This window comes from Streptomyces sp. NPDC048623 (assembly GCF_040650755.1).
Taxonomy (GTDB): domain Bacteria; phylum Actinomycetota; class Actinomycetes; order Streptomycetales; family Streptomycetaceae; genus Streptomyces.
The window spans coordinates 208,725-230,100 of the sequence record NZ_JBEZHV010000004.1; the positions used below are offsets into that span (position 1 = coordinate 208,725).

General features: G+C 73.9%; 16 protein-coding genes and 1 pseudogene. 10 read left to right on the top strand and 7 right to left on the bottom strand.

Annotated elements, in window-relative coordinates; all coding sequences use genetic code 11:
* Window positions 1-80: 80 nt before the first annotated feature.
* Window positions 81-1,463 carry a sugar transferase gene (locus AB0C73_RS08045; protein WP_362526024.1) on the bottom strand — a complete coding sequence of 461 codons (1,383 nt, stop codon included), beginning with the start codon at window positions 1,461-1,463 and terminating at the stop codon, window positions 81-83.
* A gap of 444 nt (window positions 1,464-1,907) precedes the next feature.
* Between AB0C73_RS08045 and AB0C73_RS08050 the strand changes: the two genes are divergently transcribed.
* Window positions 1,908-2,795 (top strand): glycosyltransferase, encoded by an 888-nt coding sequence (locus AB0C73_RS08050; protein WP_362526026.1) that lies wholly within the window; start codon window positions 1,908-1,910, stop codon window positions 2,793-2,795.
* A 373-nt stretch (window positions 2,796-3,168) separates the two neighbouring features.
* Window positions 3,169-4,212 carry a M4 family metallopeptidase gene (locus AB0C73_RS08055; RefSeq protein ID WP_362526028.1) on the top strand — a complete coding sequence of 348 codons (1,044 nt, stop codon included), beginning with the start codon at window positions 3,169-3,171 and terminating at the stop codon, window positions 4,210-4,212.
* A 40-nt stretch (window positions 4,213-4,252) separates the two neighbouring features.
* Here the strand turns inward: AB0C73_RS08055 and AB0C73_RS08060 are convergent, their stop codons facing one another.
* Together AB0C73_RS08060 and AB0C73_RS08065 are read right to left on the bottom strand one after the other, a co-directional pair.
* The gene (locus tag AB0C73_RS08060) at window positions 4,253-5,461 is read right to left on the bottom strand and encodes a sialidase family protein (protein ID WP_362526031.1); all 1,209 of its coding nucleotides are present in this window, start codon (window positions 5,459-5,461) and stop codon (window positions 4,253-4,255) included.
* Between the two features lie 153 nt (window positions 5,462-5,614).
* Window positions 5,615-6,325, bottom strand: a complete 711-nt coding sequence (locus tag AB0C73_RS08065) for a helix-turn-helix domain-containing protein (RefSeq protein ID WP_362526033.1) — start codon at window positions 6,323-6,325, stop codon at window positions 5,615-5,617.
* Between the two features lie 200 nt (window positions 6,326-6,525).
* Between AB0C73_RS08065 and AB0C73_RS08070 the strand changes: the two genes are divergently transcribed.
* Window positions 6,526-8,160 carry an amidohydrolase gene (locus AB0C73_RS08070; protein ID WP_362526036.1) on the top strand — a complete coding sequence of 545 codons (1,635 nt, stop codon included), beginning with the start codon at window positions 6,526-6,528 and terminating at the stop codon, window positions 8,158-8,160.
* An 18-nt stretch (window positions 8,161-8,178) separates the two neighbouring features.
* Here the strand turns inward: AB0C73_RS08070 and AB0C73_RS08075 are convergent, their stop codons facing one another.
* Window positions 8,179-9,231 (bottom strand): LacI family DNA-binding transcriptional regulator, encoded by a 1,053-nt coding sequence (locus tag AB0C73_RS08075; RefSeq protein ID WP_362526039.1) that lies wholly within the window; start codon window positions 9,229-9,231, stop codon window positions 8,179-8,181.
* A 165-nt stretch (window positions 9,232-9,396) separates the two neighbouring features.
* Here AB0C73_RS08075 and AB0C73_RS08080 point away from each other — a divergent pair, with 165 nt between their 5' ends.
* The 5 genes from AB0C73_RS08080 (at window position 9,397) to AB0C73_RS08100 (ending at window position 15,151) form a co-directional block, all read left to right on the top strand.
* Window positions 9,397-11,028 (top strand): ABC transporter substrate-binding protein, encoded by a 1,632-nt coding sequence (locus AB0C73_RS08080; protein ID WP_362526041.1) that lies wholly within the window; start codon window positions 9,397-9,399, stop codon window positions 11,026-11,028.
* Window positions 11,029-11,165: 137 nt separating this feature from the next.
* Window positions 11,166-12,137, top strand: coding sequence for an ABC transporter permease (locus AB0C73_RS08085; RefSeq protein WP_362526369.1), 972 nt, complete (start codon window positions 11,166-11,168; stop codon window positions 12,135-12,137).
* 91 nt (window positions 12,138-12,228) lie between these two features.
* Window positions 12,229-13,122: an ABC transporter permease gene (locus AB0C73_RS08090; protein ID WP_362526044.1), complete on the top strand. Its 894-nt coding sequence runs from the start codon at window positions 12,229-12,231 to the stop codon at window positions 13,120-13,122.
* 194 nt (window positions 13,123-13,316) lie between these two features.
* Entirely contained in the window at window positions 13,317-14,321 is a 1,005-nt protein-coding gene (locus AB0C73_RS08095; protein WP_362526371.1) for an ABC transporter ATP-binding protein, read from the top strand.
* Window positions 14,318-15,151 (top strand): ATP-binding cassette domain-containing protein, encoded by an 834-nt coding sequence (locus tag AB0C73_RS08100; protein ID WP_362526046.1) that lies wholly within the window; start codon window positions 14,318-14,320, stop codon window positions 15,149-15,151. Before AB0C73_RS08095 ends, AB0C73_RS08100 begins: the two co-directional genes overlap by 4 nt.
* A 26-nt stretch (window positions 15,152-15,177) precedes the next feature.
* On the opposite strand, the gene abc-f is transcribed toward AB0C73_RS08100, so the two are convergent.
* The 3 genes from abc-f to AB0C73_RS08115 form a co-directional block, all read right to left on the bottom strand.
* A complete protein-coding gene (gene abc-f / locus AB0C73_RS08105) occupies window positions 15,178-16,824 on the bottom strand; it encodes a ribosomal protection-like ABC-F family protein (RefSeq protein WP_362526048.1) in 1,647 nt (548 codons plus the stop codon).
* 273 nt (window positions 16,825-17,097) lie between these two features.
* A complete protein-coding gene (locus tag AB0C73_RS08110; protein WP_362526050.1) occupies window positions 17,098-17,940 on the bottom strand; it encodes an SGNH/GDSL hydrolase family protein in 843 nt (280 codons plus the stop codon).
* Window positions 17,941-17,989: 49 nt separating this feature from the next.
* Complete coding sequence (locus AB0C73_RS08115; protein ID WP_362526051.1) at window positions 17,990-19,945, bottom strand: amino acid transporter; 1,956 nt, start codon at window positions 19,943-19,945, stop codon at window positions 17,990-17,992.
* 471 nt (window positions 19,946-20,416) lie between these two features.
* On the opposite strand from AB0C73_RS08115, the gene AB0C73_RS08120 reads away from it, so the two are divergent.
* Together AB0C73_RS08120 and AB0C73_RS08125 are read left to right on the top strand one after the other, a co-directional pair.
* Entirely contained in the window at window positions 20,417-21,127 is a 711-nt protein-coding gene (locus AB0C73_RS08120; protein WP_362526053.1) for a VC0807 family protein, read from the top strand.
* Window positions 21,128-21,269: 142 nt separating this feature from the next.
* Window positions 21,270-21,342, top strand: a pseudogene (locus AB0C73_RS08125).
* Window positions 21,343-21,376 lie beyond the last annotated feature (34 nt).

Consider the following 21,376-nt stretch of genomic DNA (forward strand, 5'->3'; position numbering starts at 1 on the left):
GGACAGGGTGGGCGGATCGGGGTGTGCGGGTCTTCAGGGGAGATTCAGGGGCGGTGGGAGTGCGGCGGGGCGCGCGGGGGTCAGTAGGCGCCGGTGCCGCGGACCACGGCCGGGCCGGTGCGCAGCAGGATCTCGGCGTCCAGCCCGAGCGACCAGTTGTCCACATAGGCCAGGTCGAGCCGGACGGCCTCCTCCCACGGCAGGTCGGAACGTCCGCTGACCTGCCACAGGCCGGTCAGGCCCGGCTTCACGAGCAGCCGGCGGCGCACCTCGTGGGTGTAGCCCGCGACCTCCTCGGGCAGTGGCGGCCGCGGACCGATCAGCGACATGCGGCCGCTCAACACGTTGAAGAGCTGCGGCAGTTCGTCCAGCGAATAGCGGCGCAGGGTCGCCCCGATCCGGGTCACCCGCGGATCGTCGCGGACCTTGAACAGCAGGCCGTCGCTGTTGTGGTTGGCGTGCTCCAGCTCGGCCCGGCGGGCCTCCGCGTCCGGCCGCATGGTCCGGAACTTCAGCATCGTGAACTGCTTGCCGTGCAGACCCACCCGGACCTGCCGGAACAGCGCCGGACCCTTGCTGCCCAGCCGCACCGCGAGCGCCACCGCGCACATCAGCGGGGAGAGCAGCAGGAGCAGCACCGCGGCGACCAGCCGGTCCGCCAGCTCCTTCGGCAGCCGCGAGAGCCGCGAGAGCCGGGGCGCCCGCACGTGGATCAGCGGCACCCCGCCGACCGGCCGTACCTCCAGACGCGAGGCGGCCACGTCGCCGAAGACCGGGGCGATCAGGAAATCGCCCCCGGCGGCGGCCGTGCTCCACGCCAGCCGGCGCAGGAGAGGCGCGTCGATCTCCGCCGACGGCAGCATCACGACGGCCGTCGAGTCCCCGAACGTCCTGATGGCGCCCGGCACTTCGTCGACCCCGCCGAGCACCGGCACCTCGAAGCGGTCCAGGGCCGCCGCGTTCACCGGGTCCGTCAGGCACACCCCGGCGAGGTCCATGCCCTGGAGCACGGAGCCCGCGGGCGCGCCCGGCACCCGGTCGCGAAGCAGCACACCGAGCAGTTCGGCGACCCCGGCCGACGGGCCGACCAGGACGGCGGTGGTACGGCCCCGGCCGCGCGCCCAGTGCCCGCGCAGCCGGCGCCGCAGCGCGTACCGGGCGCCCAGCGAGAGCCCGGCCGCCGGCGGCGTCGCCAGGATCATCCTGAACATCAGGGCGGGGTCCCGGGCGAGCCCCCAGCCGAGCGCGGCCGCGAGCGCGGGCAGCACCAGCGCGCCGCGCAGCACCCGCCGGTACACCTCGGGCCCGGAGCCCAACGGGCCGCGGGCGTACCCGCCGTGGGCGTGCATCACCGCCACCCAGGCTGGCGGCAGCACCGTCACGACCGGCCACTGGCCGCCCGCGCGCAGCACGAAGAGCGCCGCCACGGCCGCCGCCGCGGTGTCCGCGGTCAGCAGGGCCATCTGGTGTCTTCTCCGCCACCACAGGCGAAGAGGAAGGTCGACATGTGTGGATTCGACACGGTGCCGCTCATGCGTGACCGGCAGGACGGTCATCCATTCCCCCCAAGGGCGCTTCCCGCGCACCCCGTTGAACCCCCGCGCCACTTCCCCCGGTCCGCCCGGCGAGCGCACGACTCGACGGGCAGGGGGAAGGACGACGACGGCCGACGAGGGTGAGCGGCTCTTCCGCCTACTGAACGATGCGGACCGAGGTCGCAAGTCTCCCCAGCCACGGCCGGGTCCGCACAGGTCGCAGAATCCGCCCGCGACGACAGGGTGTCGGACGAGCGGATCCGGCAGCGCTCAATCTAGACCCAACTGGGGCAGGCCATCCAGGAGTTGTGTGAAAGTCCTACCGAACTTGAAGAAACTGTAAGAGTGGGACTCCTTGGCCATACTGTGCATGTGCCTACCATCGTGATTCCCGCGCACAACGAGGAACGCACCCTCGGCCGACTTCTCGACCGTCTCCTGGACGGCGCCGCCGAGCGGGAGTTCGACATCCTGGTCGTGTGCAACGGCTGCACGGACGGCACCGCCGCCGTCGCCGCCGCCCGCGGCCCCGCGGTCCGCGTCGTCGAGACCCCCGTCCCGTCCAAGCACGAGGCCCTGCGCCTCGGCGACCGGCACGCCGAGGGCTTCCCGCGGCTCTACGTGGACGCCGACGTCGAACTCGGCGCCGCCGACGTACGGGCGTTGGCAGCCGCGCTCGCCGGCCCCGGCGCGGTCCTCGCCGCGGCGCCCGAGCGGGAGCTCCCGATGGGCGGCTGCTCCTGGCGCGTGCGGGCCTACTACCGGGTCTGGCAGCGGCTGCCCGCCGTACGCGAAGGGCTCTTCGGGCGCGGAGTGATCGCCATGTCCGGCGAGGGCCACGCCCGGATCGCCGCGCTTCCGCCCCTCATGGCCGACGACCTCGCCGCCTCCCTCGCCTTCGCGCCCGCCGAGCGCGCCGTCGTGGACGGGGCGAAGGTCGTCGTCCGCCCGCCCCGGACCTGGCGGGACCTGATCCGGCGCCGGATCAGGGCGGCGACCTCGACGGCCCAACTGGAGGAACAGCAGCGGGAGTCGGCGGACGGTCCGGTTCCGGCAGGCCCGGCGGGGGCCGGAGCGCCGCCCTCCGCCCGCACCGGCCTCGGCGACCTCCGCGCCCTGCTCCGCGCCGACCCCACGCTGCTGCCCGCGATGCTCGTCTTCCTGTCGGCGGCGCTCACGGCGCGCAGGGGCGCACGCAGGGCGGTCCGGGCGCGCGACTTCGACACCTGGCTCAGGGACGAGAGCAGCAGGGCGGACTGAACGCGCCGCGTGCCTCGGGCTCCGGCGCGCACGCCGGAGGAAGCCGGTATTCCGTCCCGCCGGCCCCGGGGACGGCGGCTCGCCCCGCCGGCCGGGGCCTGGTGGCCGGAACTCGCCCACGCGCTCGCCCGCGAGGCCGGGCCCGCGTCGCCGCTGCCCTGATGCCCCCACCGGCTCGCCCTCCGGCCGTGCTCCGGCCCTGGTCCGGCCGTGCCCCGGCCCAGCTCCCGCGCTGGTCCGGACCTGCAAGCGGAACGGATCCGCTCGCCCCCAGCCCTCGACGCGGGGGCGTGCCGTACGCGATGATCACGCCCGCACTACGGCGCCACCCCCCACCCCCACCTCGCATCCCACACCTCTCGGGAGGACGTTGATGGCTCGCCGCACATCCCGCGGCCTGATCGCCGCGGCCACCGCCACCGTGGCGCTGATCGCCCCGGTCGGACCGGCCGCCGCCGCGGGTACCGCCCCGCAGCCCACCGGGCCCCAGGCCCGTGTCTTCATGGTCAACCCCGTGCAGTCCTCGGGCGACCAGTCGCTCACCGACGCCAAGGACTCCGCCACCGCGGTGCCCGCGTCCGCCTACACCCTGGCGGAGCTGCGCAACCTCGACGGCAGCGGCGGCCTCTCCGGCCGCTGGGCGTACGTCCGGTCCGACACCGGCGCGTCCGCCAAGGTCGCCGAGGCCGGCGGCTACGACCGGCACGACGACCAGTTCGAGCAGGTCATGGCGTACTTCTGGGTCAACCAGGCCCAGGAGTACCTCCAGGGCCTCGGCTTCGGCACCGAACTGCCCGGCGCCAACGACCGGCCGCAGCCCGTGCGGATCAACCAGTGGGGCTCCGACAACTCCTTCTTCACCGACAAGAAGGACGAGATCCGCTTCGGCAAGGGCGGCGTCGACGACGCCGAGGACGCCGAGGTGATCGTCCACGAGTACGGACACGCCGTGCACGAGGCCCAGGTGCCCGGCTTCGGCACCTCCGCCGAGGCCGGCGCGATCGGCGAGGCCTTCGGCGACTACCTCGCCGTCGAGGTCGGCGCCGACGCCGCCGCCCGCCACGGCTGGCCGGTCCGCACCGACCTCGCCTGCGCCGCCGACTGGGACTCCGTCAGCTACAGCGCCGCCCCGCACTGCCTGCGGCGCCTCGACGGCACCAAGGTCTACGCCGACCGCGTCGGCGAGGTCCACGCGGACGGTGAGATCTGGTCCCGCGCCCTCTGGGACATCCGCACCGCGCTCGGCGCCCGCACCGCCGACCGCATCATCGTGAACGCCCAGTTCGGCTTCGCGCCCGACACCTCCTTCTCCGCCGCCGCGCAGCAGACGATCGCCACGGCCCGGAGCATGTACGGGCAGTCGGCGGCGGACGCGGTCCGCGACGCGTTCCGGGCCCGCGAGATCCCCGGCGTCTGAGCCGTCGGCTCGGCCTGGGGACAGGGGCCTGTCCGGCGGATCACGGCCGGACAGGCCCCAGCCGCGTGAGCGGGACGCGCCGGAAGACGATCGACTCGTACGGGCCGCGCGCCCCGGTCTCGTACAGCACCCCGACCGTCCCCGGACCGAGCCGCACCAGGTCCGAATACGCGGCGGGGCGCGGCGAGAGCGTGAGCGCCCGGGTGAGGGTGCGGCCGCCGTCGGTGCTGGTCCACAGGGCGAGGGCGGCGCGCCGGTCCGGCGCCGAGGGCGCGGAGAACAGCAGCCGGCCGGTGCGCCCGGGCCCGCGCCCGGGCACGTAAAGCAGACTGCCCTGGACGACGGGGACGGCGGCGAGCGCGGGCTGCGGCGCGTAAGGCCGGTCGAGGGTCAGGCCGCCATCGGCCGAGCGGCTGTCGGCGCGGTTGCCGGGAGCGGTGCCGAGCTGGTCGCGGGTGCTGAAGTAGAGGCTTCCGTCGGGTAGTTCGGCCACGGTCGACTCGTTGCTGTTGACCTGTCCGTCGTACGACTCGTCGGCGTAGCCGATCCGCCAGCTGCGGCCGCCGTCGTCGCTGTAGAGCGCGTGCGCGCCGTAATGGCGGGGCTCGCGGCCGGTGTCGGCGGAGCCGGGCGGCGGTGCGGCCGAGTGGTTGGCGGGGACGACGAGCCGTCCCGCGTACCGGCCGTGGGCGAGCGCCACCGCGTGGCCGGGGCCGGTCGCGTACCAGCGCCAGTCGTCCCGCTTGGCGGAGGCGGTGATGTCCCGGGGCGCGGAGAAGGTGCGTCCGTCGTCCGTGCTGCGCTGGACGTACACCCGCCGACTGCGGGCCGCGTCGACCTTGCCCTGGAGCACGGCGCTTTCGGTCGCCGTACCGGCGTTGCCCGTGGAGAGCAGCACGATGTCGCCGCTCGCCGGGTCGACCACGGGTGCCGGATTGCCGCGGGTGTCGCCGTGCCCGGCCGCGACCACGCGCAACGGACCCCAGCTGCAGCCGCCGTCGGCCGAGCGCCGCTGCACCAGGTCGACGGCCCCGGAGTCCCCGGCGCCGTGCACCCTCCCCTCGGCGAAGGCGAGCAGGGTGCCGGCCGGGGTGCGGACGACGGCGGGGATCCGGTAGACCGCGTAGCCGCCGGTCCCGGCGCGGTACGGCACCGAGGACGCGCACCCCCCGTCCGCCGCGCCCCGTCCGGCCCCCGGCGCCCCGTCCGCCGCACCGGCCACCACCGTCAGCGCGACCACCGCCGCCACGCGTCCCCACCGCCACCCTCGCATCCGCCCACCGCACCCCGCGCCGGAGTCCGGCGGCCCAACGCCGGGGCACGGCGGGGGAGTCGGGCGGCGAAGACGAGGTGAACGCGGCCCCCACCGCCCCGGTCCCCACCGCCCCGGCCCACCTCCGCCTCACCCCGCCCGATGAGCCCCCAGGCGCGCCCCCACCGCGTCGAGCAGCAGCTCAAGCGCGAACGGGTGCCCGCTGTCCCGCATGTCCGCCGCGAGCAGCGGGTACGTCGCCGCGACATGCGGATGGGTGTCGGCTGCCAGCTTCCCGTACGCCGCGTGCCAGACCTGCTCGTCGGCCTCCCGGGCCGGCTCCGGCAGGGCCAGCGCGGCCGCGTCCAGGGCGGCGAAGGCCAGCGCCTGGTCCACGAAGGCGTGGTAGACGCGTACCGCCTCCGCGTCCGGGAAGCCGGCCGTGCGCAGCACCCCGAGGATCGACTCGACCGCCCGCGTCTCGTGCTCGCGGCCCGTGGTCCGGTGCGCGGCGAGTGCCGCGACCTGCGGGTTCGCCACGTACGCGGCGTGGATCCGGGTCGCGATGTCGCGCAGATCGGCCCGCCAGTCCCCGGTGGCCCGCCAGCCCGCCTGCGCGCGGCCGACCATCTCGTCGGCGAGCGCGAGCAGCAGGTCGTCGGTGTTGCGGAAGTAGCGGTAGACCGCGCTCGGGTCGGCGCCGAGCGCGGCCCCGAGCCGCCGCACGGACAGCGCCTCCGCGCCGTGCTGCCCCACGAGCCGCAGCGCGGTCTCCACGATCATCCGCTCGGAGAGGACGGTGCCCTGCTTGGTGGGGCGGCGCCGCTGCCGCCGGTGCTCCGGAACCACTCGTTCTGCCATGGCCGGACCCTAAACCCCTCTCGCCTTACGACAACACCCTTGACGTTGAAGTGCCCGCGCCGGTTGCATGGCGCCTCTCGTACCGGCTCGTGCGCCCTGCGCGCACGCGGCCGTACGGGTCTCGTGCCCGCTCCCGCAACCCGCTTCCGTACCGGCTCGTGCGCCCCGCGCCGGGCCCGTCAGCCTCAAGGAGGACACAGATGACCACGGCCGACCTGGTCTTCACCGGTGGTCCCGTCTTCACCGGCGACCCGGCCCGCACCCGCGCCACCTCGCTCGCCGTTACCGGCGAGCGGATCACCGCCGTCGGGCACGACGAGGTGCGCGAGCTCGTCGGCCCCGGCACCGAAGTCGTCGACCTCGCGGGCAGGTTGCTGATCCCCGGCTTCCAGGACTCCCATATCCACGCGGTGTTCGGCGGCGTGGAGCTCGCACAGTGCGACCTCAGCGGCACCACCGGTGCCGACGAGTACCTGCGGATCATCGCCGCGTACGCGGCCGCCCACCCCGGCCAGGAATGGATCACCGGCGGCGGCTGGTCCCTGGAGAGCTTCGAAGGCGGCCTGCCCACCCGGCAGTTGCTGGACTCCGTGGTCCCCGACCGGCCGGTCATCCTGGTCAACCGCGACCACCACGGCGCCTGGGCCAACTCCCGTGCCCTGGAACGCGCCGGGATCACCGCCGACACCCCCGACCCGGCCGACGGCCGGATCGAGCGCGACGCGGCCGGCGCGCCCAGCGGCGTCCTCCAGGAGGGCGCCGCCGACCTGGTGTCCCGGCTCGTCCCGCCGACCACCCGCGCCGACCGGATCGCCGGCCTGCTGCGCGCCCAGGAGCTGCTGCACTCGCTCGGTGTCACGGGCTGGCAGGACGCCCTGCTCGGCGAGTTCAGCGGCAGGCCCGACCCCTCCGACGCGTACCTCACCTGCGCCCAGGACGGCACCCTCACCGCCCGGGTCACCGGCGCCCTGTGGTGGGACCGGGCCCGCGGCGCCGAGCAGATCCCCGAACTCGTGGCGCTGCGCGCCAAGTCGAGCCACGGCCGGTTCCGGGCCGGCTCGGTGAAGATCATGCAGGACGGCATCGCCGAGAACTTCACCGCCGCTCTGACCAGCCCCTACCTCGACGCCTGTGGCTGCGCCACCGCCAACACCGGCCTCAGCTTCGTCGACCCCGAGGCGCTGCGCGGTCATGTCACCGCGCTCGACGCCCTCGGCTTCCAGGTGCACTTCCACGCGCTCGGCGACCGCGCCGTACGCGAGGCCCTGGACGCCATCGAGGCCGCCGTCGCCGCCAACGGACGGCGCGGCAACCGCCACCACCTCGCCCACCTCCAGGTTGTGCACCCCGACGACCTCACCCGCTTCGCCCGGCTCGGCGCGCTCGCGAACATCCAGCCGCTGTGGGCCGCGCACGAACCGCAGATGGACGAGCTGACCATCCCCTTCCTCGGCCCCGAACGCGCCGCCTGGCAGTACCCGTTCGGTGATCTGGTGCGGGCGGGCGCCACCCTGGTGGCGGGCAGCGACTGGCCGGTGAGTAGCCCGGACCCGCTCGCCGGCCTGCACGTCGCCGTCAACCGGGCCGAGCCCGGCGCCACCGACGGCCGCGTCTTCTACCCCGAGCAGCGCATCGACCTCACCACCGCCCTCGGCGCCTACACCGCCGGCTCGGCGTACGTGAACGGCCACGACGACGCCGGCAGCCTGCGCCCCGGCCACCTCGCGGACCTGGTCGTCCTCGACCGCGACATCCTCACCGCGCCGCCCGCGGAGATCGCCGAGGCCCGGGTCGAGCAGACCTTCGTCGGCGGCGTCCGCGTCCACGGGGCCTGAGCCCGGCCCGATGACGTGTCACGACGAGGCGCGCACCAGGAGCCGGGCGGTGAGCAGCACGCCGGGGGGCGTGCTGCCCCCGCCCTCCAGCGCCGCCACCAGCAGCGCCATCCCCTTCTCGGCGACCTCCACCGGACGCAGGCTCAGCGTGCTGACCGGCGGGTCGGCGTGCGCGGCCGACTCGTCCTCGCTCACGCACACCACCCGTACGTCCCCGGGCACGGCGCGGCCGAGCCGCCGCGCCGCGTCCATGACCAGGGGCGGGCTCGCCTCCGCGACCACGAACAGACCGTCGGGCCGCGGCTCGGCGGTCAGCGCCCGCTCGACGGCCCGCACCACCGGCCCGTTCCCCGGCTCGGGGACCAGGGTCACCAGCTCCTCGGCCCCGTGCCCCGCGCACCAGGCGCGGTACGCGGCGAGCACCTCGCGGTGGAAACGGGTGGTGCTGTCGGGCAGCACCAGCGCGGTCCGCCGGGCGCCGCCCGTCCGCAGGTGGTCGAGACAGTCCCGTACCGCCGCGTCGGCGTCCACGTCGACCCAGTGCGCGCCCGGCCGGCCCGCCACCGAGGCGTCGCTGAAGACCGGGATACGGGCCGCGAGGAAGTCCTCCACCAGCGGATCGTGCTCGACGGGATCGGCCACGATCACCGCCTCCAGGGGCAGGTCGGCCCACTCCCGCTGCAGCGTCCCCGCGGGCAGCATCACCAGGGCGTAGCCGTGCCGCAGGGCGGCGGCGGCCGTCGCGCCGGTGAGCTGCGCGAAGTAGGGCGAGTCGAGATACGTCCACGGCTCGCCGGCGAACTCGCCGACCACGTAACCGATCAGCCGGGCCCGCCCGGCCCGCAGCTGGCGCGCCGTCGCGTTGGGCCGGTAGCCCATCCGCCGCGCGGTCTCGATCGCCTGCTCGCGCACGGCGGGGGACAGGCGCCCGGTGCCGTTGAGCGCGGCGGACACGGTGGTCTTCGACAGGCCGGCCTCGCGGGCCACGTCGACGAGCCGCACCCGCGGCGCGGCCGCCCCTGCGCCGCGCCGGTCCCCGGCATGCCCCGTATCGGGTTCACGTGTGGTCACGGTCCGATGCTGCCATCTCCCTGACCTCTGCAGAACCGTTCCCGCAAAGTCTTCGGAAAGTCCCGGAAACCCTTGTGCGGGAACGTTCCCGCATCAATACTCGCTCCATTCCTCCCCCACGTACCGAAGCCCCCCGTCACTACACCCGTAAAGGGGTGGGTCTCCTTGCGCACGCCCAGACTCGGTCTCCTCCTCGCCGTCACCGCCGCCCTCGCCGTCACCACGACCGCCTGCTCCGGCGCCACCAAGCCCACCGGCACCGGACCCGGCGCCTACACCGTCACCCCGCTCTCGCCCCCGGCGAAGGGCCCGCTGCCCTCCCTCACCTGGTCGCTCTACGCCGAGCCGTACACCCTCGACTACGCCCAGGCCTTCGACTACCCGCCGAACACGGTCCTCGCCAACGTCTGCGAGCAGCTGCTCCGGGTCACCCCCGACCTGAAGATCGAGCCAGGACTCGCCGTGAAGTGGGAGAACCCCGACCCGGGGACCTGGGTCTACACCCTGCGCCCCGGCGTCACCTTCCACGACGGCACCGTCATGACCGCCGACGACGTCGTCGCCTCCCTCAAGCGGCAGATGGACCCCGCCACGGGCTCCCCGTGGGGCTCCGCCTTCAAGAACGTCAAGGCGGTCGAGAAGACCGGCCCGCTCCAGGTCACCCTGCGCCTCACCAGGCCCGACATGCTGCTCAACGAACTGATGGCCGCGTCGCCCGGCACCATCGAGAGCGCCGCGTACCTCGCGAAGGCCGGCAAGGAGTACGGCGTCCCCGGCGGCAAGGTCAACTGCACCGGCCCGTACGCCCTGGAGAAGTGGCAGCAGGGCGAGTCCATCACCCTCAGGAAGCACCCCGGCTACTGGGACAAGAAGCTCACGCCCAAGACCGACACCGTCCGCTTCACCTTCGTCGAGGACTCCGCCGCCCGCACCAACACCTTCCTCTCCGGCACCGCCGACGGCGGCTACATGGTCCCGTCCACCTCGCTCGCCCAGCTCCGCGCGAGCGGCAAGGGCACGGTCCACTTCGGCCCCAACACCGCCGCCGCCAACCTCGCCGTCCTGAACTTCCACGGCACCCTCGGCGACCTCAAGGTCCGCAAGGCCCTCTCCATGGCCCTCGACCGCAAGAACATCATCAAGGCCGCGGCCGGCGGCGTCGGCGTCCCCGCCAAGGCCCCCGCCGCCCGCGGCGCCTGGGCCCTCCTCCCCGAACGGACCGAGGGCTACTTCAAGGAACTGCCCGAGCCCGTGTACGACGTGGCTGCCGCCAAGGCCCTCGTCGAGGAGGCCGGCGCCACCGGAAAGCCCGTCACCCTCGTGACCAGCACCCTCGCCCCCGAGATCAGCGTCGTCGCCAACGCCGTCCAGGCCGCGGGCCGCCAGATCGGCCTCGACGTACGGCTCAAGGCCGTCGCCCCCGAGGCGTACAGCAGCATCTTCGTCGACCCGAACGCCCGCAAGGGACTCGACCTCGTCATCACCAACGGCTACGACAACACCCCCGACCCGCTGGAGTTCTACCAGTACCTGCGCACCGGCGACTTCGGGAACTACGGCAACTGGTCCGACCCCGTGTACGACGCCGCCTTCGACCGCGCCAACGGTGCCTACGACCCCGGCGCCCGCAGTGACCTGACCCAGGAACTCCAGAAGATCGCGGTGCGCGAACTGCCGGTCATCCCGGTCTACGAGGCGCCCTACTCCGTCTTCCTCGGCAGCCGCGTCACCGGCGCCCCCACCGGCATCGCCCAGCTCTACTACCCCTGGGCGGCGACGATCGGCGCCGCACGCTGATGAGCCGTACACCCACCATCCGCCGGCGGGCAGACCGCACAAGGCCGGGCCGCCCGCTCCCGGGCCGCACACCGACCGGCCGCCCGTTGACCGGCCGCACGCTCACGGGCCTGGGCCGCACGCTGATCGGCCGCGCACTGACGAACGGCCTCACCCGCTACGTCCTCGGACGGCTCGCCGGACTCCTCGGCGTCCTGCTCGTCACCTCCTTCGTCGTCTTCGCGAGCGTCCACCTCGCCCCCGGCGACCCCGTCTCCTTCCTGCTGCACGGCCGCCCCGCGACCCCCGAGACCGTGGCCGCGCTGCGCGCCGAGCACCACCTCGACGACCCGCTCGCCGTGCAGTACGCCGGCTGGCTCGGCGACGTCCTGCGCGGCGACTTCGGCCGCTCCGCCCAGTACCACCAGGACGTCTCCGCCCTCCTCGGCTCCCGGCTCACCGGCACCGTGCTCCTCGTCGGGTACGCGGCGCTGCTCGTCGTCCTCGGCGGCGTCACCGCCGGCGTGCTCGCCGCGCTGCGCCCCGGGCTCGTCGACCGGGTCGTGCTCATCGGCACCGGCATCGCCACCGCCACGCCGTCCTTCGTCAGCGCCATCGGCCTGGTGTCGCTGTTCTCCGTACAACTCGGCTGGTTCCCCGGGCCCGGCGGCACCCCCGTGGGCCTCGGCGAGCGCCTGTACCACCTCACCCTGCCCGCCTTCGCGCTCGCCACCACCTTCGCCGGCCTCCTCGCCCGCGTGACCCGCTCCGCGATGCTCGACGAACTCGGCCGCGAACACGTCGAGGTGGCCCGCGCCCGCGGCGTCGCGGGCCGGACCGTGGTCCGCCGGCACGTGCTGCGCAACAGCCTCGGCCCCGTCGTCACCGTCGGCGGCACCATGCTCGCCGGACTCCTCGTCACCACCTCGGTCGTGGAGACCGCCTTCGACGTCCCCGGCCTCGGCTCGCTCCTCGTCCAGTCGGTCACGGCCAAGGACTTCGCCGTGGTCCAGGCGATCACGCTGCTGAGCGTGGCGGCCTTCGTGCTGACCAATCTGGCCGTGGACCTGCTCGCGCCGCTGATCGACCCGCGGCTCGGCCTGCTCGGCCAGGGGGCAGGCGCCACGTGAACCGCACCGCTCCCGCCAGGGCCGTCGGCCTCCTCGCGCCCCTCACCGACCTCACGCCCGCCATCTACGTCCCTTACGGGGAAGGCGTCTCATGACCCTCACCGCACCCACCGGGGCCGCCGACCCCACGGCCGCCCTGCGCAGACGCCCCGGCCTGCGCCGGCTGCGCGCCCTCGGCGGACAGGGCCCGCTGTTCGCCACGGCCGTGCTGCTGCTCGCCGTACTCGTCCTCGTCGCCGTCCTCGCCCCGGTGCTCGCGCCGTACGACCCCGAGGCCATGGACCTGTCCGCCAGCCTCGTCGGCACCAGCGGCGACCACCTCCTCGGCACCGACCAGTCCGGCCGCGACATCCTGTCCCGGCTGCTGCACGGCGCCCGTACCGGACTCCTCGGCCCACTCCTCGTCGTCGCCGTCTCCACCGTCCTCGGTCTCGTCCTCGGCGTGATCGCGGGCTGGCGCGGCGGCTGGGCCGACTCCCTCCTCTCCCGCTCCATGGACCTGGTCTTCGCCGTCCCCGGACTGCTCCTCGCGATCATGCTGGTCGCGGTCGTCGGCTCCGGCATGACCGCGCCCGTCGCCGCCATGGCCGTCGCCTACACCCCGTACGTCGGACGGCTGGTGCGCGGCATCGCCCGCCAGGAGAAGGCCCGCCCGTACATCGAGTCGTACGTCGTCCAGGGCTGGTCCGGCTGGACCATCTGCCTGCGCCATCTGCTGCCCAACATCGCGCCCACCGTCCTCGCCCAGTCCGCGATGAACTTCGGCTACGCGCTGATGGATCTGGCGGCCCTCTCCTTCCTCGGCTTCGGCGTGCAGCCGCCCACGGCCGACTGGGGCGCCATGATCAACGACGGCCAGTCGGCGATCCAGCAGGGTGCGCTGCTGCCCGCGCTCGCGCCGTCGTTCTGCATCGTCCTCGCCGTCGTGGCGTTCGGCATCGTCGGCGAGGGGCTCGCCGACCGGATCGCGAAGCGGGAGCGCTGAGCACACTCATGACCGACCATCAGAACTCTCAGCGGGCCGTCGGGCGGGGTCCGGGCCCGGACTGCGGACCGACGCCGGGCCCGGACTCCGGACCGACCCCGGGACCGGACTCCGCGCCGAACCCAGCGGCGACGTCTTCGTCGGACTGCGGGCCGAACTCCGGGCCGATCCCCGCTCCCGCGCACTCCAGCCGCCTGTCCCCGCGGTCCGATGGCGCGCCGGTCCCGCCGGCCACGCCCGCCCTGGAGATCGACGGACTCACCCTCCGGCTTCCCGAAGGGCGGGCCGCCCGCCCCCTCCTCGACGGCGTGTCCCTCACCGTCGCGCCCGGCGAGACCGTGGGCCTCGTCGGCGAGTCCGGCTCCGGCAAGTCCGTCGCCTGCCGCAGCGTGCTCGGCCTGCTGCCCGCGCGTGCCCGCGTCACCGGCGAGGTGCGCGTCGCCGGCCGCGACGTCCTCACCCTGGACCGTGCCTCGCTCGCCTCCCTCCGCGCCCGCGAGGTCGCCATGGTCTTCCAGGACCCGCGCGCCTCCGTCAACCCGCTGCGCCGCGTCGGCGACTTCGTCACCGAGGGCCTGCGGGCCACCGGCGTCCCGGCCGCCAAGGCCGCGGTCCGCGCCGAGGAACTCCTCGCCGCCGTCGGCATCCGCGACCCGCGCGGCGCGCTGCGCCGTCACCCGCACGAGTTCTCCGGGGGCATGCTCCAGCGCGTCGTCATCGCCGCCGCGCTCGCCGCCGACCCGGCCCTCGTCGTCGCCGACGAACCCACCACCGCGCTCGACGTCACCACCCAGGCCGAGATCATCGCGATCCTCACCCGGCTCCAGGCCGAACGCGGCACCGGACTCCTCTTCGTCACCCACGACCTCGAACTCGCCGCGGCCATCTGCGACCGGGTGTACGTCATGTACGCCGGCCGCATCGTCGAGACCGGCCGCACCGGCGCGCTCTTCGACCGCCCCCGTCACCCCTACACCGCGGGCCTGCTCTCCTGCACCCCACGCCTCGACCCCGGCGCGCCCGCACCCCGGCCCGTCGCGGGCCGCCCGGTCTCGGTCGCCGAGGCCCCGCCGGGCTGCGCCTTCGCCGCCCGCTGCCCGTACGCGGTGGCGCGCTGCACGGACGAGGTGCCCGCCCTGGCGGCGCACGGCGAGGGGCTCGCCGCCTGCCACCGCGCCGACGAAGGGATACTGCTGTGACCTCCGACCCGACCGCGGCCGCGACCTCCGCCCAGGGGCTGGTGGTCCGTGGGCTGTGCAAGACGTACGGCGACCACGCCGCCGTGGACGACGTGTCGTTCGCCCTCGCCCCCGGTTCCTCCCTCGGCATCGTCGGAGAGTCGGGAAGCGGCAAGACCACCACCGTCCGCATGCTGGTCGGCCTCGAACGCGCCGACGCCGGTACGGTCACCCTCGACGGCCGCGACCGCTCCGCCCGCCCGCGCGGCCGGACCGAACGGCTGGCCCGCGCCCGGGAGATCCAGATGGTCTTCCAGGACCCCTACCTCTCGCTCGACCCCCGGATCACCGTCGGCGGCTGCGTCGACGAGGTCCTGCGCCTGCACTTCCGTCTCACCCCGGCGGCCCGTCGCGCCCGCGTCGCCGACCTCCTCGACCAGGTCGGCCTCGGCCCCCGCGAGTCCGCCGCCCTGCCCCGCGCCCTCTCCGGCGGCCAGCGCCAACGCGTCGCCATCGCCCGCGCCCTGGCCGCCGAACCCCGCGTCCTCGTCCTCGACGAGGCGGTCGCCGCGCTCGACGTCTCCATCCAGGCCCAGATCCTCGAACTCCTCACCCACATCCGGAGCGAGGCCGGTGTCGGCTACCTCTTCGTCACCCACGACCTGGGCGTCGTCCGCCACGTCACCGACGAGATCGTGGTCCTCCGCCACGGCCGCATCGTCGAATCGGGCCCGACGCCTCACGTCCTCACCACCCCCGAACACCCCTACACCCGCCTGCTGCTGGACTCCGTCCCACACCGGGGCTGGGACCCGGCCCGGATCGCGGAGGCGCGGTCGGCGGTGGGGTGAGGGACGGGGGGCGCGGCCCGTGGCCGTCAGGCGGGCAGGGCCACCGCCCGTCCCGCCCGCAGTTCCAGGCGGCTTCCGCCGAACGCCTCCCGGAAGCGTGCGTCGTGGGAGACCGCCACGACCGGGCCCGGGAAGCCGGTGAGTGCCGCCTCCAGCTCCTCGATGAGGGACAGGGCCAGGTGGTTCGTGGGCTCGTCGAGGATCAGGAGGTCCAGGGGGCGGGTCACGAGGCGGGCGAGCTCCAGGCGGCGGCGCTGACCCACCGAGAGGGATCGCACCGGGACGTGGAGGTCGTCCGAACGGAACAGGCCGAGCGCGAGGAGCTCGTCCGCGTGGTCCTCGGGCAGGCCGGGGCGGCCGTGGGCGTACGCGGACAGCAGGGGCAACGGCGAGGCCACATCCGGGAGTTCCTGGGTGAGGTGACCGACGCGGGCGGGAAGCCGCACCGTGCCCTGGTCCGGGGCGAGTTCGCCGGCGAGGACCCGCAACAGGGTCGTCTTCCCCGCGCCGTTGGGGCCGGAGACGAGCAGGCGGTCGCCGGGACCGAGACGCAGCGCGTCGACCGACAGGCGGTCGCCGACCGTGACGTCGGCCAGTTCGAGCCCGGCCCCCGGGCGGTCGCCGTCGCCGTCATCGGTGCTGCCGCCGAAGTGCGCCCGGAAGCACAGCGGTTCGGGCGGCGCCGGTACGGGACGGGCCCGGAGCTCCTCCAGGCGCGTGCGGGCGGCCCGCACCTGGCCGGAGAGCTTGGTCTCGCTGGAGCGGCGGTGCTTGCCGAAGCCCTGGCGCGGATCACGGCCGGTCGCGGCGAGCCGCTGTCCCGCCGCGGCCACCAGTTCCTCCGTCCGGGCGAGTTCGTCGCACCACTCCTGGTGCTCCTGCGCCTGGCGGCGCCGGGCCGCCGCCTTGGCCGTACGGTATCCGGCCCAGCCGTCCCCGTACCGCGTGACGCCACGGCTGTCCCGGTCGACCTCCAGGATCGTGGTGGCGGTCGCCTCCAGGAACGCCCGGTCGTGGGTGACCGTGACGACCGTGCCGCGATGGGCACGCAGCCGCTCCCGCAGCCAGGCGACGGCGTCGCGGTCCAGGTGGTTGGTCGGCTCGTCGAGCAGGAGCAGCTCGGCCCCGGAGGAGAGGACGCAGGCCAGCGCGAGGCGGGACTGCTCGCCGCCGGACAGCGTGCCGATCCGGCGCTCGTACGGGAGGTGTCCGAGGCCCAGCCCGTCGAGCGCGGCGGCCAGCTGAGCGTCGGCCCGGTAGCCGCCGCGCTCCTCGAAACGTTCGAGCAACTCCCCGTACGCGGCGAGCTGTTCGGCGTCCGCGTCGCCGAGGGTCCGCTCCGCCTCCCGCAACCGCGCTTCGAGCGTACGGAGTTCGGCGAGCGCCGCGTCGATCGTGTCCCGGACGGTGTGCCCGGGCCCGACGGGGTAGGTCGCGCCGAGCGTCTGGGCGAGCCGGGCGGTCCCGCCGGGGAAACGGACGGTGACCTCCCCGGAGTCCGGCGCCTCGGCTCCGGCGGCCAGACGGAGGAGCGTGGACTTGCCGGAGCCGTTCTCGCCGACGACGGCGGCCCGTTCGCCGGGGCGAACGGTGAAGGAGACGTCCTCCAGGACCTGACGGTCGCCGTAGGACATGGAGACATGGAGCAGCGTGAGCTGAGCGCGATCGCGCATGGTGGGATTCCCTGGGAATGGGTTCGACTGATCCGGGCGGGGCGCCGTGCAGGCGCACGCGGACGCGGCGGCCTCCCGCGGGACGCGGATGCGCGTCAGCGGTTCACGCCGTGTCCGTGTTCTGGATCAGCGAAAGAAGTAGTACGCGTACGAACCCATGGCCCCACCGCAACAGCGCACCCCGAAACGCCGCCCCGGATTTCCCGACGGAGGCCGGGCCGGCCAGGCAGTCGGGCGGCCGGGCGCGGTAGCCGGGCCCGCGACAGGGAGACGTCAGAAGGAACGCGGCGCCGGCGCCACCGGAATCAGGTCCGGGCGCTTGGCCGTGCGGCCGTCGCCGGACGAGCGGCCGCGCAGGCGGCGGCCGAGCCAGGGGCCCAGGAAGGTCGCGGCCCAGGCCAGCTCCGTGCCGACCGCGCGCAGGGCGGTGGCCGGGCGGGTGGCGAGGGGCGGCAGGGGGTGGTTCCAGGAGGAGTCGCTGCCCGGGAGGCCGAGGGTGTCGGCGAAGGCGGCGGCGATACGGGCGTGGCCGAGCGGGGAGGCGTGCAGGCGGTCGCGGCTCCACAGACGCGGGTCCGTGACGACCGGGTGGCCGGCGGTCTCCAAGAGGATGACGCCGTGCGTACGGGCCGCCTCCCGGATGCGCGCGTTGAGCGCGGTGATGCGGGGCGCGACCGGCCGGGCCGCCGGGATCAGGCGGGTGAGGTCGGGAAAGGTGAGGGTCGCGACCCGGGCCCCGCCCGCGCCGAGCGCCGCGAACATCGCCGCCAGGTGCCCCGCGACCTCGTCGGCGTCGAAGCGCGGCCGCAGCAGGTCGTTCACCCCGGCGACGACGGTCGCCAGGTCCGGCTCCAGGGCCAGCGCGGGCGCGAGCTGCTCGTCCCGCACCTGCCCGGCGAGCCGGCCGCGGACGGCGAGGTTGGCGTAGCGCAGCTCCGGGTTCGAGCGCGCGGCCAGCTCGGCGAGGCGGTCGGCCCAGCCGCGCAGCCCGGTGGTGTCGTCGCCGTCCCCGACGCCCTCCGTCTGGCTGTCGCCGAGGGCCACGTACCGCAGGTAGTACGGAGCCTCGGGCGCGGCCACCTCAGCCACCTGCTGCTCGCGCCGTTCATTATTCATATTGTTGAGTATAGGGACGAGGTCCATCCAGGCGCCCGGGCGCCTTCGGTCAGCCCACGTGCACGCGCGGGCGGCGGGACCGGTCCGGCTCGGCCTCGCGCAGCACCTCACGGGTGACCGGGGCGATCTCGCCCTGCCCGAAGAGGAAGAAGCGGAGGAAGTTGGCGAAGGGGTTGCCCTCGGTCCACTCGAAGTAGATGTGCGGGCGGACCCCGGTGATGTCGCGGGCGTGGAGCAGCAGGGCCGCGAGGCCGTTGGGGATGGAGGAGCTCTCCACGGTCAGCACCCGGTAGCGGTCGTGCAGGACCTCACCGCGGACGGTCAGACCGGCCTCGAACTCCGACGGGTCGGTGATCTTCACCTCGACGAAGACGAAGTCCTCGGTGCCGGGGATGTCGTTGTCGGCGCGGATCTGGTCCTTCTTCGCCCGGTACTGGTCGGCGTCGCGGCTTCCCGGCTCGTTGGCGATGAAGCGAGGGGTGCGCTTGGAGATGTCGCGGATGAACCGCTCGGCGATGTCGTCCAGCTCGACATGGGTGACGCGCAGCTCGAAGGCGCGGCCGAGCCGGGAGAGCAGGGAGATGAGGATGATGCCGGCGATGAAGCAGGCACCGATCTTCACGCCGTCCGGGCGCTCGATGATGTTGATGACCGTGGTGTAGAGGAAGACGGCCGAGATGATGCCGAAGGCGATCGCCCCGCCACGCTGGCCGGCCTTGCGGCACGCGATGGTGACGGCGATGGCCGCCGAGCTCATCAGGACGAGGACACCGGTCGCGTACGCGCCGCCCTGGGCGTCGACGTCGGCGTCGAAGATCCACGTCACGAGGAAGGCGACCAGGGTGAAGACGATCACCATGGGGCGCACGGCCCGGGCCCAGTGCGGGGCCATGCCGTACTTGGGCAGGTAGCGCGGCATCAGGTTGAGCAGACCGGCCATCGCGGACGCGCCCGCGAACCACAGGATCGCGATCGTGGAGATGTCGTAGATCGTGCCGAAGGTGTTGCCGAGGTACTCGTGCGCGAGATAGGCGAGCGCGCGGCCGTTGGCCTTGCCGCCGGACTCGAACTCGTCCTGCGGGATGAGGACGGTGGTGATGAAGCTGGTCGTGATCAGGAAGGCGCTCATGATGAGCGCGGCCGTGGTGAGCAGCTTCTTGGTGCCCCGGATCCGCCCGGCGGGCTTGGCCTCGGTGTCGTCCGGAGCGCCCTGGACGTGCGGCATCACGGCCACGCCGGTCTCGAAGCCGGACATGCCGAGGGCCAGCTTGGGGAAGATGACCAGGGCGACGCCGATCATGACGAAGATGTTGCCGTGCTCGGCGGTCAGTGCGGTGGTCCAGTCGGTGACGACGTGACCGTTGGTCATGACCTCCCACAGGCCCGTGATCACGACGATCAGGTTGAGGGCGAGGTAGACGCCGACGAGGGCGACGGCGACGCCGATCGCCTCCAGGAAGCCCTTGAGGAACACCGCGCCGAGCAGTGCCACCAGGATCAACGTGATCAGGACCTGCTTGTCCTGCAGCGCCGATTCCAGGTGCGGGTTCTCCACCAGGTGGGTGGAGGCGTCGGCGGCCGACAGGGTGATGGTGATGAGGAAGTCGGTCGCGGCGAAGCCCAGCAGGGTCAGGACGAAGAGCTTGCCCTTCCAGAAGGACAGCAGGCGCGCCAGCATCGCGATCGAGCCCTCGCCGTGCGGGCTCTCCTCCGCGACGCGACGGTAGACCGGCAGTGCGCCGGCCAGCGTCACGATCACCAGGACGATCGTCGCGACGGGGGAGAGCAGGCCGGCCGCGAGGGCGGCGATGCCGGGCTGATAGCCGAGGGTGGAGAAGTAGTCCACACCGGTGAGGCACATGACGCGCCACCAGGGCTGCCCCTTGTGTCCGGCGTCCGGAGCGGATTCCTTGGGTCGGGACGGCCGCCCCTTGCCCATGTCGGACAGGCCTTCCAGCATCCATGCCCGTAGGCGACTGGAACGGGTGGCGGTGGGCGTGGCCATCGAGGACTCCTGCTGTCCGGTACGGCGGAAGGGTCGGTTTTCGGCCATCGGTCGGACGGCGGCCGAGCCACTGTACGCAAAGGACGCGTACGGAACCGGGCGGAGCGCGTATGGAAGCCGTCAAGATCCCCCCGCTGGGCGTTGCCCTCGTCACAACGGACCCGGCCCGAGGGTGCGTCGCGGGCCCGTTCGCCCCGCCGGACACGCCGACCTGGAGCCCGCCGGCAGACCTCTACGGCCCGCCGTCCCCGTGGCCGGGCGACACCGCCGGTCCAGCCACCGCCGATCGCGATTCGGAGCGCACCCCTCCGGACAGCTTGAAGATCATTTTGGACCGGCACACCTTGTGACCCCCTACGCGCCCGCCCTACCGTGCCGGATGCCGCGCCGACCAGTACGACCATCACGACCATCACGACCAGCGTCGTCGGCGCCGGCTCACACCGACTCGCATCGATTCAGGGGGAATCCATGTCCGCAACCGCAGCGCAGCCAGGCCCGCCGGCCCGCTCCGGCGCAGCCACCGCCATCGGCTGGGTGCTCACCATCGGCCTCAACGTGGTGGCCCCGATCGTCACGTACGGGGCACTGACCGACCACGGCTGGAGCGACTTCTCCGCACTCCTGGTGAGTGGCGCCTGGCCGGTCCTCGACACCGTCGTGCACCTGCTCTGGCACCGCAAGCTGGACGAGTTCGCGATCGTCACGATCTTCTTCCTCGTCCTCACCGCCGTCGTCTCGCTCGTCGGGACCCACTCCACCCGCGCGCTGCTCGTCAAGGACTCGGCCGTCACCGGCCTCTTCGGCGTCCTCTGCCTCGCGACCCTCTTCGCGCCCCGGCCGCTGATGTTCTACTTCGGCCGCCGCTTCTCCACGGACGGCACCCCGGAGAGCCACGCCTGGTGGAACGGCCTGTGGCAGTTCGAGGGCTTCCGCGGTGTGATGCGGACGATGACGATCGTCTGGGGCGTCGGGTACCTCGTCGAGGCCGCCGCCCGCGTCGTCCTGTCGTACGTGCTGTCCACCGACGCCATGGTCGTCGTCAACCCGGTCCTCATCTACGGCACCCTCGGCCTCCTCGTCCTCTACACCATCCGCACCGCCAAGCGCTCCCGCGCGGAGGGCGCGGCCCGCGCGGCAGCGGCCGCGGAGGCCGCGGAGGCGGCCGCGACGGCGGCCTGATCCGCGACATGTGCCGGACCGACAGGTCCGGGGAGGGGGCGGGGCGCTGATCTGTGCGCCCCGCCCCCCGACGTACCGTCAGTTCATCCGGTATCCACAGCTATCGAACTCGCATGCGAATGCGGCTATGATCACTCACAGCAAGGCCGTAGCGCAGAGGTCGTCGCGCCCACGCATCGAGCTGGAGGACGTCGGTTCGAATCCGACCGGTCTTGCGCCTACTTGATGCCGACGACGCCGGCATCGCAG

Excerpts from the sequence above, each read along its gene's own strand:
- AB0C73_RS08045 (WP_362526024.1), bottom strand. The coding sequence starts at position 1,463 with ATGGCCCTGCTGACCGCGGACACCGCGGCGGCGGCCGTGGCGGCGCTC.
- AB0C73_RS08055 (WP_362526028.1), top strand. The coding sequence starts at position 3,169 with ATGGCTCGCCGCACATCCCGCGGCCTGATCGCCGCGGCCACCGCCACC.
- AB0C73_RS08065 (WP_362526033.1), bottom strand. The coding sequence starts at position 6,325 with ATGGCAGAACGAGTGGTTCCGGAGCACCGGCGGCAGCGGCGCCGCCCC.
- AB0C73_RS08070 (WP_362526036.1), top strand. The coding sequence starts at position 6,526 with ATGACCACGGCCGACCTGGTCTTCACCGGTGGTCCCGTCTTCACCGGC.
- AB0C73_RS08090 (WP_362526044.1), top strand. The coding sequence starts at position 12,229 with ATGACCCTCACCGCACCCACCGGGGCCGCCGACCCCACGGCCGCCCTG.
- abc-f (WP_362526048.1), bottom strand. The coding sequence starts at position 16,824 with ATGCGCGATCGCGCTCAGCTCACGCTGCTCCATGTCTCCATGTCCTAC.
- AB0C73_RS08110 (WP_362526050.1), bottom strand. The coding sequence starts at position 17,940 with ATGAATAATGAACGGCGCGAGCAGCAGGTGGCTGAGGTGGCCGCGCCC.
- AB0C73_RS08115 (WP_362526051.1), bottom strand. The coding sequence starts at position 19,945 with ATGGCCACGCCCACCGCCACCCGTTCCAGTCGCCTACGGGCATGGATG.
- AB0C73_RS08120 (WP_362526053.1), top strand. The coding sequence starts at position 20,417 with ATGTCCGCAACCGCAGCGCAGCCAGGCCCGCCGGCCCGCTCCGGCGCA.